This window comes from Prosthecomicrobium sp. N25 (assembly GCF_037203705.1).
In the GTDB taxonomy this organism is placed as follows: domain Bacteria; phylum Pseudomonadota; class Alphaproteobacteria; order Rhizobiales; family Ancalomicrobiaceae; genus Prosthecodimorpha.
The window spans coordinates 232,122-248,225 of the sequence record NZ_JBBCAT010000001.1 but is presented as its reverse complement, the minus strand read 5'-3'; the positions used below and the strand labels follow the sequence as shown (position 1 = coordinate 248,225).

General features: G+C 71.4%; 15 protein-coding genes. 3 read left to right on the top strand and 12 right to left on the bottom strand.

Annotated features, from left to right (window positions below):
- Window positions 1–55 precede the first annotated feature (55 nt).
- On the top strand, window positions 56–769 hold the full coding sequence (gene pyrF / locus WBG79_RS01125; protein WP_337355270.1) for an orotidine-5'-phosphate decarboxylase: 714 nt from the start codon (window positions 56–58) through the stop codon (window positions 767–769).
- A 4-nt stretch (window positions 770–773) separates the two neighbouring features.
- Here pyrF and WBG79_RS01120 read toward each other — a convergent pair whose 3' ends face one another.
- The gene (locus tag WBG79_RS01120) at window positions 774–1,799 is read right to left on the bottom strand and encodes a DMT family transporter (protein WP_337355269.1); all 1,026 of its coding nucleotides are present in this window, start codon (window positions 1,797–1,799) and stop codon (window positions 774–776) included.
- 343 nt (window positions 1,800–2,142) lie between these two features.
- Here WBG79_RS01120 and WBG79_RS01115 point away from each other — a divergent pair, with 343 nt between their 5' ends.
- Window positions 2,143–2,481, top strand: a complete 339-nt coding sequence (locus WBG79_RS01115) for a hypothetical protein (protein ID WP_337355268.1) — start codon at window positions 2,143–2,145, stop codon at window positions 2,479–2,481.
- Window positions 2,482–2,499: 18 nt separating this feature from the next.
- Window positions 2,500–2,820: a hypothetical protein gene (locus WBG79_RS01110; protein ID WP_337355267.1), complete on the top strand. Its 321-nt coding sequence runs from the start codon at window positions 2,500–2,502 to the stop codon at window positions 2,818–2,820.
- 235 nt (window positions 2,821–3,055) lie between these two features.
- Here WBG79_RS01110 and WBG79_RS01105 read toward each other — a convergent pair whose 3' ends face one another.
- The 11 genes from WBG79_RS01105 to WBG79_RS01055 form a co-directional block, all read right to left on the bottom strand.
- Window positions 3,056–3,634 carry a DUF4142 domain-containing protein gene (locus WBG79_RS01105; protein ID WP_337355266.1) on the bottom strand — a complete coding sequence of 193 codons (579 nt, stop codon included), beginning with the start codon at window positions 3,632–3,634 and terminating at the stop codon, window positions 3,056–3,058.
- Window positions 3,635–3,709: 75 nt separating this feature from the next.
- Complete coding sequence (locus WBG79_RS01100) at window positions 3,710–4,612, bottom strand: NAD(P)/FAD-dependent oxidoreductase (RefSeq protein ID WP_337355265.1); 903 nt, start codon at window positions 4,610–4,612, stop codon at window positions 3,710–3,712.
- Window positions 4,605–5,057 (bottom strand): hypothetical protein, encoded by a 453-nt coding sequence (locus WBG79_RS01095; RefSeq protein WP_443147389.1) that lies wholly within the window; start codon window positions 5,055–5,057, stop codon window positions 4,605–4,607. The genes WBG79_RS01100 and WBG79_RS01095 overlap by 8 nt, the downstream gene beginning before the upstream one ends.
- Window positions 5,058–5,126: 69 nt before the next feature.
- Entirely contained in the window at window positions 5,127–7,730 is a 2,604-nt protein-coding gene (gene treY, locus WBG79_RS01090) for a malto-oligosyltrehalose synthase (RefSeq protein WP_337355264.1), read from the bottom strand.
- Window positions 7,715–9,508: a malto-oligosyltrehalose trehalohydrolase gene (gene treZ / locus WBG79_RS01085; protein WP_337355263.1), complete on the bottom strand. Its 1,794-nt coding sequence runs from the start codon at window positions 9,506–9,508 to the stop codon at window positions 7,715–7,717. Before treZ ends, treY begins: the two co-directional genes overlap by 16 nt.
- 228 nt (window positions 9,509–9,736) lie before the next feature.
- A complete protein-coding gene (locus WBG79_RS01080; protein WP_337355262.1) occupies window positions 9,737–11,365 on the bottom strand; it encodes an ABC transporter ATP-binding protein in 1,629 nt (542 codons plus the stop codon).
- Window positions 11,362–11,784, bottom strand: coding sequence for a type II toxin-antitoxin system VapC family toxin (locus WBG79_RS01075; protein WP_337355261.1), 423 nt, complete (start codon window positions 11,782–11,784; stop codon window positions 11,362–11,364). Before WBG79_RS01075 ends, WBG79_RS01080 begins: the two co-directional genes overlap by 4 nt.
- 3 nt (window positions 11,785–11,787) lie before the next feature.
- Window positions 11,788–12,009, bottom strand: coding sequence for a hypothetical protein (locus tag WBG79_RS01070; protein WP_337355260.1), 222 nt, complete (start codon window positions 12,007–12,009; stop codon window positions 11,788–11,790).
- Between the two features lie 26 nt (window positions 12,010–12,035).
- A complete protein-coding gene (locus WBG79_RS01065) occupies window positions 12,036–13,172 on the bottom strand; it encodes an ABC transporter permease (protein WP_337355259.1) in 1,137 nt (378 codons plus the stop codon).
- Window position 13,173: 1 nt separating this feature from the next.
- Window positions 13,174–14,286: a microcin C ABC transporter permease YejB gene (locus WBG79_RS01060; RefSeq protein WP_337355258.1), complete on the bottom strand. Its 1,113-nt coding sequence runs from the start codon at window positions 14,284–14,286 to the stop codon at window positions 13,174–13,176.
- Entirely contained in the window at window positions 14,286–16,079 is a 1,794-nt protein-coding gene (locus WBG79_RS01055) for an extracellular solute-binding protein (RefSeq protein WP_443147438.1), read from the bottom strand. Before WBG79_RS01055 ends, WBG79_RS01060 begins: the two co-directional genes overlap by 1 nt.
- Window positions 16,080–16,104 lie beyond the last annotated feature (25 nt).

The following is a 16,104-nucleotide window of genomic DNA, read 5'->3' as shown; positions in this document are numbered from 1 at the left end:
TGCGGGGGACGGGCCCAGGGGCTATGCAGCGCGTGCCATCCGACCGGAGCCCGCCATGCCCTTCGCCCCGAACCACCCGCGCGAGCGCCTGATCCTGCCCCTGGACGTGCCGACCGTGGCGGACGCCGAGCAGGTCGTGGCCGAGACGCGGGGCAGCGTCGGGGTCTACAAGATCGGCCACCAGCTCGTCTTCTCGGGGGGCCTCGCGCTCGCCGAGCGCCTGATGGCCTCGGGCGAGAAGGTGTTCCTGGACGTCAAGCTTCTCGACATCGACAACACGGTCGCGCACGGGATCGAGTCGATCGCCGCGCTCGGCCCCGCCTTCGTGACCCTCCACGCCTACCCGAAGGCGATGCGGGCCGCGGTGGCCGCCAAGCGCAAGGCGGGCGGTTCGACGGCGCTGCTCGGCGTCACGGTGCTGACCTCGATGGACGACGGCGACCTTGCGGAAGCCGGCTACGCGGGGACTGTCAAGGGCCTCGTCGCCACGCGCGCCGCGCAGGCGCGGGCGGCGGGCATGGACGGGCTCGTCTGTTCGCCCGAGGAGGCGGCCGCGCTGAGGCCGATCGTCGGGCCCGACATGCTGCTGGTCACCCCGGGGGTCCGGCCCGTGGGATCGGCGGCGGGCGACCAGAAGCGGGTGATGACGCCCGGGGATGCGATCCGGGCCGGCGCCGACCTGCTGGTGGTCGGCCGCCCGATCCTCGGCGCCGCCGACCGGCGCGCGGCCGCGGAGGCGATCGTGGCGGAGATCGGCGCGGCGACCTGAGGGCTCAGACCGACGTCACCTTGGCGTCGCGGGCGCGGACGTGCTCGCGGTGGGCGATGTAGAGCCCGCTCGCCGCAATGATGGCGCCGCCGACCAGGGTCCAGATCGTCGGGAAGACGCCGAAGAGGAGCCACCCGAAGGCGGTCGCCCAGACGAGTTGGGCGTAGGAGAAGGGCGCCAGCACCGAGGCCGATCCGTGCCGGAACCCCTGCACGACGAAGACGTGGCCGATCGTCGACGTGGCCCCGAACACCACGCCGACGAGCATCTCGGTGCGGGTCGGCATGACGAAGGTCGACGGCATGAAGGCGCTGAGGACCGTGAAGCCGACGATGGCCGAGTAGACGAGGGTGGTCTCGGGCCGGTCGCTGCCCGCCATGACGCGGGTCGCGATGGCGGCGAGCGCCCAGATGAAGGCGGCGGCCATGGGCAGCAGCGCGGCCGAGTGCAGGATGTCGGCGCCCGGCCGGACCACGATGAGAACGCCGACGAGCCCGACCGCGGTGGCGGTCCAGCGGCGCACGCCGACGCGTTCGCCGAGGATCAGCACCGAGAGGGCGGTGATGAAGATCGGGGCGACGAAGTTCGTGGCGGTGGCGTCGGCGACCTGGAGCTGGCGCAGGCTGAGGATGAAGAGGAGCGAGGAGCCGACCATGCCGAAGCCGCGCACGACCTGGAGCCCGGGCCGGCGGGCGGCGAAGACCTCGGGGCCGCGCAACAGGAGCGCGCCGGGGACGACCAGCGAGACGAAGACCAGGTAGCGGATCCAGGCGACTTCGACGGCCGGCAGGGTCGCGGTCAGCATCTTGCCGAAGGCGTCGGAGGCCGCGAAGAACAGGGTCGAGAGCAGGATCATGCCGATGCCGAGGAGCGGGCGCTCGACGCTCGGGGCCGCGGACAGGAGGCCGTCCTTCTCGATCATGCCGGTCCTCGCCGGAGGGTTCGCGACACCCGGCCGCGGGGCCCCGAGGAGGCCCTCGAGGTCGGCGGCAGGCTGCAGGGACGCGGACGCGGCGGGCGGCGGGCTCATGGCAACTCTCTCGACCTGAAAATCGGCGTCGGACCGTCGCGCTCGATCGAGAGCGGGAGGCCCGGGCGAAGCATGCCGGACGTTGTCCGACATTCGTGCCCGCGCCGATACAGACAAGTCGGCAGACGAGACATGCCGGGCGGCCTCGAGCTTCGCCCTGAACCGGCCGGATTCCGCGCCCCGCGCCATGATGACGACACGGGTGTTAAGCCGGGCCTAACGGCCGTCAGGCACGGGCCCTTCGCGCCCGCCGAAAGACCGGAACCAGGGCGGCGACGCCGACGTTTGTCATGCCGATCCGGCCGGCGCGCCGCCCGCGCCGCAACAAGAGGCTGGCAGACCCGTGTCCCCGATTCGTTTCCGCGTCCTGATCCTGTCGCCCGCCGCCCCAGAACCGAGCCCGCCGCCGCTCTCCTACTGGTTCATCGACCGGGAGGACGCCGAGCTCGTCGCGCAGGCCTCCGCGACCGACGGCACCGCGGTCGCCCTCGTCGGCTACGACGAGAGCGGCCGACCCACCGTGCTCCGCTTCATCGGCACCGACCGCGACCGCGCCTGGTTCATGCGCCGGCCGGTCGCGCGCGACGACGAGCCGAGCCTCGACGAGATCGCCTTCTTCGCCTCCACGGACCGCCGGCGACGGCCGCGCGGAACCCGCCTCGCGGCGCCGGCGTTGCCCTGACCGACGAGGAGGTGCGAGATGCCCACACATCGAGACGGACGGAAGCCCAGGAGCCGCAGCATCGACCTGATCCTGGCGAACGGCGCCGGCGGTGCCCTGGCCGGAAGCCTGTTCGCCGCGGGCGTCCTGGCGAGCGACGGGGCCGGACTCGGCAGCCTTCTGGCGGCCGACGCGAGCCCGGTCGCGGCGGGCGCGCTCTGGATGCTGGGCGTCGCGGCGGGCTTCGCGACTTTCGGGATCGCGACCGCGGTGATGAGCCTGCGGGACGACGGGCCGGGCGCCGGCCCGGGCCGGCTCGCCGTGAGGCCGATCCCGGTCAGTCCGCGACCGCGGCGCTGAACGGATAAGGGGGTGACCCGCGGGGGCACCCCCTTTTCCCCGAATCCCATTCCCATCTCCTGTGCCTTCCCCCTGCCCCACCGAGAAGGCGCGCGGGCGCCGGATCACAGTGCTGCGGCGGGTGGATGACGCCGGCTCGGGCCCCGCTTCGCTGCGGCCGGCATGCGGGAGGAGAAGCGTCCCGCAAGGGGGCCGCCTCCCATCCGGACTGGCGACGTCGCGACCTCCCGATCGCTCAGGCCGGCAGCGGCACCCGCTTGATCGCCTCCAGGTGCTTCTCCATCTCGGGCAGGATCTCGGCCGCAAAGGCCTTCAGGGCCGCGTCCGACCCGCGCGCGGCGTAGTCGCGGATGAGGGCGACCGCCTCCTCGTGCACCTGGGTCTGGGCGGCGACGTAGCGCCGGTCGAAGCCGGTGTCGGCGAGGCTGCCGAGTTCCTCGAGCATCTTCGAATAGTCGGCGTTGCGGTCGCTCGGCTTGACGGGCGTCTCGGGCAGCTTCCACTTCGGATCGTCGAGGATCGCCTGCAGCCGCTCCCCCGCACGGGTGTGGTCGACGATCATGGTCTGGGCGAATTCCTTGACGGCCCCGGTCGCGGCCTTCTCCATGGCGAGGCGGCTCGACTCGATCTCGAACTCGTTGGTCTCCTTCAGGCGCTGCACGAACATGGCGTCGCCGATGAGCCCGGCCGGGTTTTCCGGCGAGCCGGCGGGCGGGGGCGTGGCGGGCGCCCCGGCGGGCGGGGCCGCGGTCTGGGCCGCGGCGGACGTCGCCAGCAGCGCGGCGGCGAGCGTCGTCTTCAGTCTCGGCAGCATGGGCCGTCTCCTCGGGTCCGTTCGGTCGGGTATCCGGGCAAGAACGGGCGGGGGGCGCCCCGGTTCCGCTCCGCTTCAGTCGAGGTCGTTGTGGATCGCCGTGGCGGCGATGGCGGCCTGGCCCGTCGAGACCGCCACCTGGTTCAGTCCGGCGACGATGTCGCCCGCGGCGTAGACCCCCGGCACGGACGCCCGCTGGTGATCGTCCGTGAGGACCCGGCCGTCCGCCGCAAGCGCCGCGCCCAGCCGGACGAGAATGCGGTTGCGGGGGCGGACGCCCAGCGCGGAATACAGGAGGTCGAAGGCCAGCCGGCCGCCGTCCGGCATGGCGAGCGCTGCGATCCGACCGTCCGCGGCGAGGTCTATGCGCTCCGGCCGGGCCGATATAACGGGGATGCGGCGTGCCGCCAGGGCGTCGAGGAGACCTGGGTCGGGGGCCGCCCCACCGAGCGTCATGACGGTGACGTCGCCGGAGAAGCGCGACAGGAAGAGAGCCTCGCGGGCGCCGTGGTCGCCGGGACCGAGCACCGCCAGGCGCCGGTCGATCGCCTCGTAGCCGTCGCAGACGGGGCATTGCCGGACGAGGCCGCGACGGACCGCGCGGTCCAGGTTGGGCAGGTCCGGCTCGCGGTCGACGACCCCCGTCGCGACCATCAGGGTGCGGGCGCGCACGCGGTCCCCGCCGGCGAGCCGCAGCTCGAACCCGCCGTCCCCGCGCAGCACGCCGCGGACAGCCGTGAAGCGGATCTCCGCCCCGTAGCGCTCGGCATGGTCGCGCATGCGGGCGATCAGGTCCGGGCCGGAGAGGCCGTCCGGGAAGCCGGCGATGTTGTGCGAGCAGGGGATCCAGGCGGCCCGGCTGGCGCCGCCGTCAAACACGGCGACGCGCCGGCGGTAGCGGGCGAGGTAGAGGGCGGCGGTCAGCCCCGCCGGCCCGCCGCCCACGACGGCGCAGTCGAGAGCCGCGCGGTCAAACACGCGCGGCTGCGAGGGCGAGGTCGGGCTTGTCCTCCGCCGAAGCGGTCTCAAGCGGGCCGAAGTCGCCGCGCAAGGCCTTCAGCGCCGTGCGCTCCATCTCGATTTCGCGCGCGGTGCGGAAGCCGAGCCGGCGCAGGACGGGGAGCGGCGGGCACCATCCCTCGGTCGCGTGCTGCAGCAGGAAGCCGGCGACGACGCCGGGGACCACGAACCAGCGGCGCGACCCGAAGATGCCGAAGACGACGCCGGCGAGCGACACGGTCGCCGCATTGGCCTCGAGCGCCCGCTCGATGTCCCATTCGAGGTCGAGCTCGACGAGGCGGCGCTCGATCTTGTGCGGGTGCCTGGCGTGATAGCGCAAGCTGTGGCGCATGCGCTTCTGGATCTTGGCGTTCACGTCGGGCGTGGTGTTCGCCACCACACGGTCGGTCATGTCGGCGGTCATGGTCGGACTCCTGACTCTGGGTTTCTCGGCAGACCAATCGTGAGCGCGGCCGTCCGGTTCCCGCCGACGTCAATCAGGCAGGCAATCGAGCACGACCGCGAGCGGCAGGGCCGACCTGCGGAGGCGTAGCGCGTTATCGGCCACCTCCGCGGGTCCGCCGACGATCGACTGGCGCAGCGACCAGCGTTGCAGCGGCACCGGCACGGCGACGACGTCCTCGCCGGGGGCCAGCGCCCGGGTCGAGACCGCGACGACGAGGGCCTCGTCGCGGGTCCGCCGCATGAAGGCGACCACGCCCCCCGCCCCGACCGGCGCGAGCGGCTGGTACGGTGCGCCGACGAAGAGGTGCGGGGAGGCCCCGCGCAGCGCGAGCAGGTCCGCAACGACCCGCTGCTTGGCGAGCCCGTCGTGGTCGCGTTCGAGATCCGGGAGGACCTCGGCGGCGAGGCCGGCGGTGATCGCCTCCCAGTCGAGCGGCCGGCGGTTGTCGGGGTCGACCAGGACCGGGTCCCAGCGCTCCGAGCCCCGGTAGACGTCGGGCACGCCCGGCATGGTCAGCTGCAGGACCGTCTGGGACAGTCCGTTCCGGCGTCCCGCCACGCAGGTCCTTTCGACGAGCCCGGCCATGTCGGCCCGGAAGGCCTCGCCGTCCGGCCCCTCGAGGAGGGCCCGCGCGAAGTCCATCGCGGCCGCCTCGTAGGCGGGGTCGCCGCCGACCCAGGCCGTGTGCCGCTTCGCCTCCCGCAGGGCCTTGGTCCAGTATTCCGCGACGCGGTCGGCCGAGACGGGCCAGGCCCCGAAGAGGGTCTGGTAGAGGAAGGCCTCGTCGACGGCGTCGGGCGCCGGCCCGCCCTCGACCCGACGCCGCAGGGGCGCGTGCCGCTCCGACCAGGCGCGGCAGAGGGCGAGCCAGTCGTCCGGCATCTCCGAGAGGAGGTTGAGGCGGGCGCGCGTGTCCGACCCGCGCTTGGTGTCGTGGGTGGAGAGCGCGACCAGGCAGGCGGGGTGGCGTTCGGCGATGCGGGCGGCGGCGGCGTGGAAGGCCTCGGGAGCCGTGGCGGGATGGGTCAGGTGACTGCCGACCTCGTTCACCGAGAGGAGGCCGGGGAAGCGGTAGAGCTCGGTATCCTCGTAGCCCTTGGCCATGGCGGGGCCGGAGAGCTGCTGGAAGCGACGGCGGAACCGGTCGGGGCCGGGCCGGCCCGGCGCGAACAGCAGGAGACCCAGCACCGCCTCCAGGGCGCGCCGGCCGATCGGCCCGAGCCGGGCGGCCGCCTCCTCGGCGGCGGTCGCCAGCAGCCGGCGGTCCTCGGCCGAGACCTCGCCGGCGATGTAGGTCCGATAGACCGGGAGCGCGGCGATCAGTTCGACGAGGGCACGCCGCAGGGCGGCCCTGGGCAGGTCCTCCGCACCGCGGCCCTTGACCAGCCCGGCCGCGAGCGCCGCCAGGGTGCGCAGCTCGCCCCGAAGTCCGGTGGCCAGGATCTCGCGCTTGGCGTCGGCGACCCGCTCCTCCGGGGTTCCGGGGAGGCCGAGGGAGCCCGCGTAGCCGGCGAGGCGCGCGTAGCCGTCGGGGTCGACGAAGAGCCCGTTGATGCGGTTCAGGTACTCGTAGCCGGTGGTGCCGTCGACCGGCCAGTCGCGCAGCTCCTCGTCGGGCCCGAGGATCTTCTCCAGGTGGATGGTGACGTCTGATCCGACCGCCGCGCGCAGGCGGCGGCAGTAACCCTCCGGGTCGGCGAGACCGTCGACGTGGTCGACGCGGAGCCCGTCCACGAGCCCCTCCCGCACGAAGCCGAGCGGCAGGCGATGGAGCGCCTCGAACACGTCGGGATCCTCGACCCTGAGGCCGGCGAGGTCGGTGATGTCGAAGAAGCGGCGGTAGGTCAGGGCGGCCGCGCCGAGCTGCCAGGGGACGAGGCGGAAATTCTGCCGCCCGAGGAGGTCGGCGAGCCGGTCGGGGTCGGCGAGGCGGGCTTGCACGGCGCGCATGAAGACCGGATCGGCGAGGGCCGCAGCGAGCCCGTCGCGCAGGCGGTCGCGCTCCTCGGCCGGCAGGGCGAGGTCGTCCGTGGCCGCCCAGGCCGCGAAGGCCTCCGCGCCCTCCCCGTCCTGTCCGGGATCGGCGAGGCCGGCATAGCTCGCCGGCCTCAGCGGCAGGCGGGTGTCGTGCCAAACGGCCAGAATGCGCCCGGCGGGGGCGTCGACCTCGGCGCGGATCCGGCCCGCCGCGACCACGTCGGCGAGCGGCGCGTCGAGCACCGCGAGCGTCACCGGTCCGCGGCGCCAGTCGATGTCGAAGCGGGACGCGAGGAGCGAGCGCGGGCCGAACTCGAGGGCGTCGAGCCAGGCAGCGTTGTCGGATCCGGCGATCCCGGCGTGGTTCGGGACGATGTCGAGCATGATGCCGAGGCCCGCGGCCTTGCAGGCGCGGGCGAAGCTGCGGAAGGCGGCCTCGCCGCCGAGTTCCGGGTTGACGGCCGCGTGGTCGACGATGTCGTAGCCGTGCCGCGAGCCCGGCCGGGCCTGGAAGATGGGCGAGGCGTAGAGATGCGAGACGCCGAGGTCGACCAGGTAGGGTACCAGGCGCTCCGCATCCGCGAAGGTGAAGTCCTTCTCGAACTGGAGGCGATAGGTCGCGCGGAGGCGGTTGCGGATCACTGCGGCAGCCATAGCGCCCCCGAGAAGGATTCGAAGACCCAGTGCCCCGAGCCTGGCCTGACCTCGCCGGCCGCCGCCTCCGCGCGGGGCGCGGGGACGCGGGCGAAGCGGGTGGCGGGCGAGAGATTGAGGGCAAGTCCGTAGCTGCCGGCCTCGAAGTCCCAGCGCGCCACCACGATGGGGCCGACCGCGCCGGCTTCGGCGCCGCGGAAGGCCGAGCCGAGGAGCGGGGTCACGAAGCGGCGCCGCCACTGCAGGCAGCGACGGGTGAACGCGAAGGCCTCGGCGCCCTCGGGCGTGTCCAGGCGCGCCCAGTCGAGCCGGCAGGCATCGCGGGTGGCCGGATCGAGCGGGTCGGGGATCTCGGTGCCCGCAAAGGCGGCGAACTGGGCGAACTCCGCCCGGCGGCCGGACCGCACCGCCTCGGCGAGGTCGCCCTCGAAATCGCAGAAGAAGCGGAACGGCCGGCGCTCGTCGTATTCCTCGCCCATGAACAGCATGGGCACCTGCGGGGCGAGCAGGAGGGCGAAGCGCAGGAGGCGCACGGCCTCCGGAGGAGCCAGATCAGTGAGCCGTTCCCCGAAGGCGCGGTTGCCGACCTGATCGTGGTTCTGCAGGAAGCTGACGAAGGCGGTCGGGTGCAGGCCGGCGGAGACTTCGCCCCGGGGGACGCCGCCGCGCAGCGGGTTCGGGTCGCCCTGGTAGTCGAAGCCCTGCTGGAGCACGCGGGCGACCCGTGCGGCGGTGCCCTCCGCGTAGGCGGCGTAGTAGCCATCCGATTCGCCCGTGACGGCGACGTGGAAGACATGGTGGAAGTCGTCGTTCCACTGGGCGCGGTAGAGATGGGCGGCGACGTCGTGCGCCCCACCGAGGAGACTGGCCTCGTTGTGCTCGTTCTCCAGAACCAGGTGCGGCCGCGGCTCCAGGGCGTTCAGCGTCTCGGCCAGTTCACGCAGGAAGACCGCCCGCGCCGGGCCCTGGAAGGCGTGGACGGCGTCGAAGCGCAGGCCGTCGATGCCGAAGTTCTCGACCCAGCCGCGGGCGTTCTCGATGAAGAAGCGCCGGACCTCCGGACGCTCGAAATCGATCGCCGGGCCCCAGGGCGTCAGGACGCCGGCCGCGAAGAATTCGGGGGCGTAGGTCTCGAGCCCGTTCCCGGTCGGGCCGAAGTGGTTGTAGACCACGTCCAGGAAGACCGAGAGGCCGAGCGTGTGGGCGCGGCGGACGAGCTCCGCGAGATCCTCCGGGCGGCCGTAGTCGGCCTTGACGGCGAAGGGCAGCACCCCGTCGTAGCCCCAGCCGCGGCTGCCGGCGAACTCGGCGACGGGCATGAGCTGGATCGCCGTCACGCCGGCCTCCGCATAGTGCCCGAGGCGCTTCGCCAGGGCCCGGAAGGTCCCCTCGGGGGTCGCGGTGCCGACATGCAGCTCCGAGATCACCATCTCGGCCCAGGGCCGGCCGAGGCGCCGGCTGCGCCAGGCGAGGGACGGATGGGGGACGACGGACCAGCCGTCCGGCCCGCCCTCCTGCAGGCGCGAGGCCGGGTCGGGCCAGTCGCGGTCGCCGATACGGAAGCGGTAGCGCGCGCCGGGGCCGGTGCCCGGGGCGAGGACGTCGAACCAGCCGCCGCCCCGCGCCGCCATCGGGAGCGTCCCGTTCGCGAGCACCAGCTCGACGGCCGGGGCCGAGGGCGCCCAGAGCCGGAACAGCGTCCCCTCCGCCTGGACGCGGGGGCCGAAGCGCGTGACGCCGAGGCGGAGGTCGGAGTCCACCGGGGGTGCGGCGCCCATGCGGTCCGGTCCGGCCTGGAGGCGGCGAGGGCTGGCTTCTCGATCTGACACGCGACGGCCCCGGTCCTGCCCGACGACGGCGGGCGGCGACGATCCGCCGGACCCGCGACCGCCCCCGGCGCTCGCGCGGGTCAGGGGCGGTCGGGGCTCAGAACCGGTGAGGACAGGGATGGTTCCGCACTGCAAAAGCGCGGGGCGCGACCGTCCGCTGGCGCGCCGGGGCGGCCGTCACTGCCGGACGGCGCCCTCGACGGCCTCGAGGTTGAAGGCGGCCGCCATCAAGGCCTTGGTGTAGGCGGTCTCAGGCCGGGAGAAGATCTTCTCGGACGGCCCCTGCTCGACCACCTTGCCGTCCCGCATCACGATCACCTCGTTGGCGAGGGCGCGGACGACCTTGAGGTCGTGCGAGATGAACAGGTAGGCGAGGCCGTGGCGGGTCTGCAGGTCGCGCAGGAGGTCGACCACCTGGGCCTGGACGGACATGTCGAGCGCCGAGGTCGGCTCGTCGAGCATGATGAACTTCGGCTCCAGCACGAGAGCGCGCGCGATGGAGATGCGCTGGCGCTGGCCGCCCGAGAACTCGTGCGGGTAGCGGTGGCGAGTCTCCGGGTCGAGGCCGACCTCCTGGAGGACGGCCGTGACCCGCGCCTCGCGCTCCTCCTCGGAGAGTTGCGGCATGTGCACGCCGAGCCCCTCGCCGATGATGTCGCCGACGGACATGCGGGGCGACAGGGACCCGAAGGGATCCTGGAAGACGACCTGCATGTTGCGCCTGAGCGGCCGGGTCTCGGCGAAGCGCAGGCCCTGGATGTCCCGGCCCATGACGACAATCCGGCCCTCCGAGGAGATCAGCCGCAGGATGGCGAGGCCGAGGGTGGTCTTGCCGGAGCCCGACTCGCCGACGACCCCGACGGTCTGTCCCTCGCGGACCGCCACCGAGACGCCGTCGACCGCCTTGATGTAGCCGACCGTGCGCTTCAGGAAGCCGCGCTTGATGGGGAACCAGACCTTGAGGTCGGTGGCGGCGGCGATGACCGGCTTGCCGGCGTCGGCGGTCGGCGGGTTGCCGCGCGGCTCGGCGGCGAGCAGATGGCGCGTGTAGGGGTGCTGGGGGGCGGCGAAGACCTCCTCGACGGTCCCGGACTCGACGACCCGCCCCTTGGTCATCACGCAGACCTTCTGGGCGAACTTCCGCACAATCCCGAGGTCGTGGGTGATGAGCAGTACGCCCATGCTGTGCTCGCGCTTCAGGTCGTCGAGAAGCTTGAGGATCTGCGCCTGCACGGTGACGTCGAGCGCCGTCGTCGGCTCGTCGGCGATGAGCAGGTCGGGCTCGTTGGCGAGCGCCATGGCGATCATCACGCGCTGGCGCTGGCCGCCGGAGAGCTGGTGCGGGTAGGCGCGCAACCGCTTCTCCGGCTCGGTGATGCCGACGGACGTCAGGAGCTCGAGGACGCGGGCGCGGGCCTCCCGCTCGCCCATGCCCCGGTGCAGCCTGAGGATCTCGGCAACCTGGTCCTCGACGACGTGCAGCGGATTGAGTGAGGTCATCGGCTCCTGGAACACCATCGTGATGTCGTCGCCGCGCACGGCGCGCAGCTCGGCCTCGCTCGCCTTGAGGAGGTCGCGGCCCTTGAACAGGACCTCGCCGGCAGGATGGCTGGCCGACGGCGGCAGGAGCCGCGGGATCGACAAGGCGGTCACGGACTTGCCGGAGCCGGACTCGCCGACCAGCGCCACGGTCTCGCCCTTGGCGATGTCGAAGGAGACGCCCTGGGCGGCGACGCTGTCCTCGCCGTTCTGCCGGAACACGACGCCGAGGTTGCGGACGGACAGGAGGGGCGCGGAGTCGGTCACGATTTCGAGTCCAGTTCCGCGATGTTGCCCAGTGGAACGCGTCTCAGCCCAGCCGGCAGTCGGATGCGCTGATCCGACGACAGAAAGACATCGCATCCCGCCAACAGCGCGGTCGCGATGTGAATGGCATCCGGCGTCCGGTTCCCGATCGTGGCCCGGACTTCGGCGCACTTCATCAACACAGCCCGAGACACGGACATGACCTGGATCACTTGCTCCGATGCCATCAGTTCCTCGTAGGATCGTGCCAACGAAGCATCTCCGATCTTCAGCGGCAGGACTAGCACCTCCGCCAAGGTGAACTCGCTCGTGACAAGCCGCCAACCGTCGCGAGCGCACCACCGGACGACCGGGCTCAGATCGAGCTCAGGGTTCTCCACATAGGCGATGAAGAAATTCGCATCGAGGTAGATCCGCATTTTTCAGTCGTCATCCCGCAAGCTGCGGATTCGCGCCACGGCCTGGTCGATGGAGGTCTTCATGTACGAGCCCGCGCCTTGCAGCGCGAGCACACGATCCACGGGCAGCAGCGGCCGACCGAGATCCTCGACCGTGACCCGGACTGCGTTTCCGGGCTCGATTTTGCCTCTGAGATCGTCCGGCAGCGCGGACGCGACCGTCACTTTTCTGAGCGTCTCGTTCATCGCCGAACTCCTTTCCGCCAATCCTATCACGAGAAGGTCTTGCGCGGGTCGAAGGCGTCGCGGACGGCCTCGCCGACGAAGACGAGCAGGCTCAGCATGATGGAGATGACGAAAAAGCCCGAGAGGCCGAGCCAGGGCGCCTGGAGGTTGTTCTTGCCCTGGGCCAGCATCTCGCCGAGGGACGGCGAGCCGGGCGGCAGGCCGAAGCCGAGGAAGTCGAGCGAGGTCAGGGTGGTGATCGAGCCGTTCAGCAGGAAGGGCATGAAGGTCAGGGTCGCCACCATGGCGTTGGGCAGCAGGTGGCGCCACATGATCGTCAGGTTGCCGACCCCGAGGGCGCGGGCGGCGCGCACGTATTCGAAGTTGCGGGCCCTGAGGAACTCGGCGCGGACCACGCCGACCAGGCTGACCCAGGAGAAGAGCAGCATGATCCCGAGCAGGACCCAGAAGCTCGGCACCAGGATGGAGGAGATGATCAGCAGCAGGTAGAGGGACGGGATCGACGTCCAGATCTCGATGAAGCGCTGGAACAGGAGGTCGGTCCAGCCGCCGAAGTAGCCCTGCACGGCGCCCGCCGCGATGCCGACCACGGACGAGATGATGGTCAGGATCAGGCCGAACAGGACCGAGATGCGGAAGCCGTAGATGAGCCGCGCCACCACGTCCCGGGCCTGGTCGTCGGTGCCGAGCCAGTTCCAGTTGCCGACCACGCAGTCCGGGTCGTCGGCGCCCTTGGCGTAGCGCTCGCAGCGCTTGTCCTTGTCGTAGAGCCAGGACGGCTTGGCGGGCGCCGGATCCGGAATCTCGCGGTTGACGGTGTTGTAGGAGTAGCGGATCGGCGGCCAGAGCGCCCAGCCGTTGGCGGCGATCTCGTCGCGGATCACCGGGTCGCGGAAGTCCGTGCGCGGCAGGAAGCCGCCGAACTTCTCCTCCGGGTAGTCGACGAAGACCGGCGTCAGCCACTCGCCCTTGTAGACGACCAGGATCGGCCGGTCGTTGGCGAGGAACTCGGCGAAGAGCGACAGGACGAAGAGGATCATGAAGACCCACAGCGAGACGTAGCCGCGCCGGTTGGCCTTGAAGTTGCGCAGGCGCCGCTGGTTCAGCGGCGACAGGGCGAAGCGACTCTTGCGCACGATGGAATCGCGGGTCCGGGCGTCCACGTCAGACCTCCCGGCTTTCGAAGTCGATGCGCGGGTCGATCCACGTGTAGGTCAAGTCCGAGACGAGACCGACCACCAGGCCCACGAGAGAGAAGACGTAGAGGGTGGCGAAGACGACCGGGTAGTCGCGGTTGACGACGGACTCGAAGCCGAGCAGGCCGAGGCCGTCGAGCGAGAAGATCGTCTCGATCAGCAGCGAGCCGCCGAAGAAGGCGCCGATGAAGGCCCCGGGGAAGCCCGCGATGACGAGCAGCATGGCGTTGCGGAAGACGTGGCCGTAGAGCACCTGGCGTTCGGTGAGGCCCTTCATGCGCGCCGTCATGACGTACTGCTTGCGGATCTCGTCCAGGAACGAGTTCTTGGTCAGGAAGGCGGAGGACGTGAAGGCGCCGAGCGCCATGGCGGTCAGCGGCAGGACGAGGTGCCAGAAGTAGTCCACGACCTTCTCGCCCCAGGTGAGGGAGGCCCAGTTGTCCGACCACAGGCCGCGGAGCGGGAAGATCGACCAGAAGGAGCCGCCGGCGAAGAGCACGATCAGGAAGATGGCGAAGAGGAAGCTCGGGATGGCGTAGCCGATGACCAGCACCCCACTGGTCCAGACGTCGAAGCGGGAGCCGTCCTGGACCGCCTTGCGGATGCCGAGCGGGATCGAGATCAGGTAGGTGAGCAGGGTCATCCACAGGCCGAGCGAGATCGACACCGGCATCTTCTCGGCGATCAGCTTCATGACGGACACGTCGCGGAAGTAGCTCTGCCCGAAGTCGAAGGTCAGGTAGCTCTTCATCATCAGGAGGAAGCGCTCGAGCGGGGGCTTGTCGAAGCCGAACTGCTTCTCGAGCTTCTTGATGAACTCCGGGTCGAGGCCCTGGGCGCCGCGGTACTTCGAGCTCACGTCGCCGCCGCCCTGCTGGGCGCCGCCCGGCTGCTGGCCGGCGAAGTCGCCGCCGCCGCCGGAGACGCGCGAGGTCGCGCCCGAGTCCGTGCCGGTCAGCTGGGCGATGACGCGCTCGACCGGCCCGCCGGGGGCGAACTGGATGACCGCGAAGCTGATCGCCATGATGCCGATCATGGTCGGGATCATGAGCAGGATGCGGCGGAGGATGTAGGCGCCCATCAGAGTCCCTTGCCGAGGGCTGCCGCCTTGTCGCGGTCGACCCACCAGGTGTTCTGGATGCCGCGAGAATAGCGCGGTTTCACGGCGGGCCGCGCATAGACGTCCCACATGGCGATCCAGTGCGACCCCTTGTACCAGTGCGGGATCCAGTAGCGCCCGGACCGCAGCACCCGGTCGAGGGCGCGGCAGATCGTGACGAGATCCTCGCGGGTGGTCGCGGCGAGCGCCTTGTCGACCAGGGCGTCGACGACCGGGTCCTTGATGCCGGGCAGGTTCGCGGAGCCGGGCTTGTCGGCCGTGGCGCTCGACCAGGCCTCGCGCATGCTCTCCTCGGGCGTCGGCGCCATCGAGGTGCGGCGGGAGACGACGTCGAAGTCGAACTCGTCGATGCGCTTCTGGTATTGCGAGGGGTCGACGATGCGGCTCGTGCTGTCGACGCCGATCCGCTTCAGGTTCTCCTGGAACGGCCCGACCACGCGCTGGAAGCTCGTGTCGCTGTCCAGGAACTCCATGGTCAGCGCCTCGCCGCGCCGGTTCCGCAGGGCGCCGTTCTGCAAGGTCCAGCCCGCCTCGGCGAGAAGCTGGCTGGCGCGGCGGAGCGTGGCACGGTCGCGTCCGGACCCGTCGGAGACGGGCGCCCGCCAGGCCTCGCCGAAGACCTCGTCGGAGACCTTGCCACGGTAGGGTTCCAGGAGCGCCAGCTCCGCCGACGACGGCGTTCCGGTCGCCTCGTACTCGGTGTTGACGAAGAAGGAGTGGACGCGCGTGTAGCTGCCGAAGAAGACGTTCTTGTTGGTCCACTCGAAGTCGAAGGCGAGGCCGAGGGCTTCGCGCACGCGCGGGTCGGCGAACTTCTCGCGCCGCGTGTTGAGGTACCAGCCCTGCCGGCCGGAGGGCGACTGGTCTTCCAGTTCGAAGCGGACCACCTTCTTCTCGGCAATGGCCGGGAAGTCGTACTGGGTGGCCCAGGTCAGCGAGGTGAACTCCTCGCGCAGCAGGTACTGCCCCGCCTTGAAGGCCTCGAAAGCGACGTTGCGCTCGCGGAACATCTCGTAGCGGATGACGTCGAAATTGTTCTGGCCGACCGAGACCGGCAGGTCCCGGCCCCACCAGTCCGCCACCCGCTCGTACTCGATGTAGCGCCCGGCCTCGAAGCGGCCGACCCGGTAGGGTCCGGAGCCGAGCGGCGGCTCCATGGTGGTCTGGTCGAAGGGCCGGGTCGCGTAGTAGGCCTTCGAGACGATCGGGAGCGTCGCGACCACGAGCGGCAGGCCGCGCGACTGCCGCCCCGTGAAGCGGACCACCACCGTATCCCATCCGGTCGCCTCGGCGCCGGCCATCTCGCGGATGGTCAGCGAAATCGCGGGGTGGCCCTTCTCCTTCAGGGTGTTGAGCGAGAAGGCGACGTCCTCGGCGCTGATCGGGGAGCCGTCGTGGAACCGCGCCTCGGGCCTGAGCCGGAACACGTAGCTGTTGCCGCCGTCACGGATCGAGACCGAGCGCGCCACGAGGCCGTAGACCGCGTCGGGCTCGTCGAGGCCGCGCACCATGAGGGCCGAGAAGGTGCCTTCCAGTCCGACCGCCGCGTCGCCGCGCAGGATCAGCGTGTTGAGCGAGTTGAAGGTGCTCGGGTTCTGGTTGAAGGCCCACTGGGAGGGCACGGTGACGAGCCGGCCGCCCTTCGGGGCCGCGGGGTTCACGTAGTCGAAATGGCGGAAGTCGGCCGGGTACTTGAGGTCGCCGAAATAGGAGAGCCCGTGCCGCTCGCCCTCGCCCTGCGCGGCCGCCGGCATCGGCCCGAGCAGGGCGGCCCCGGCC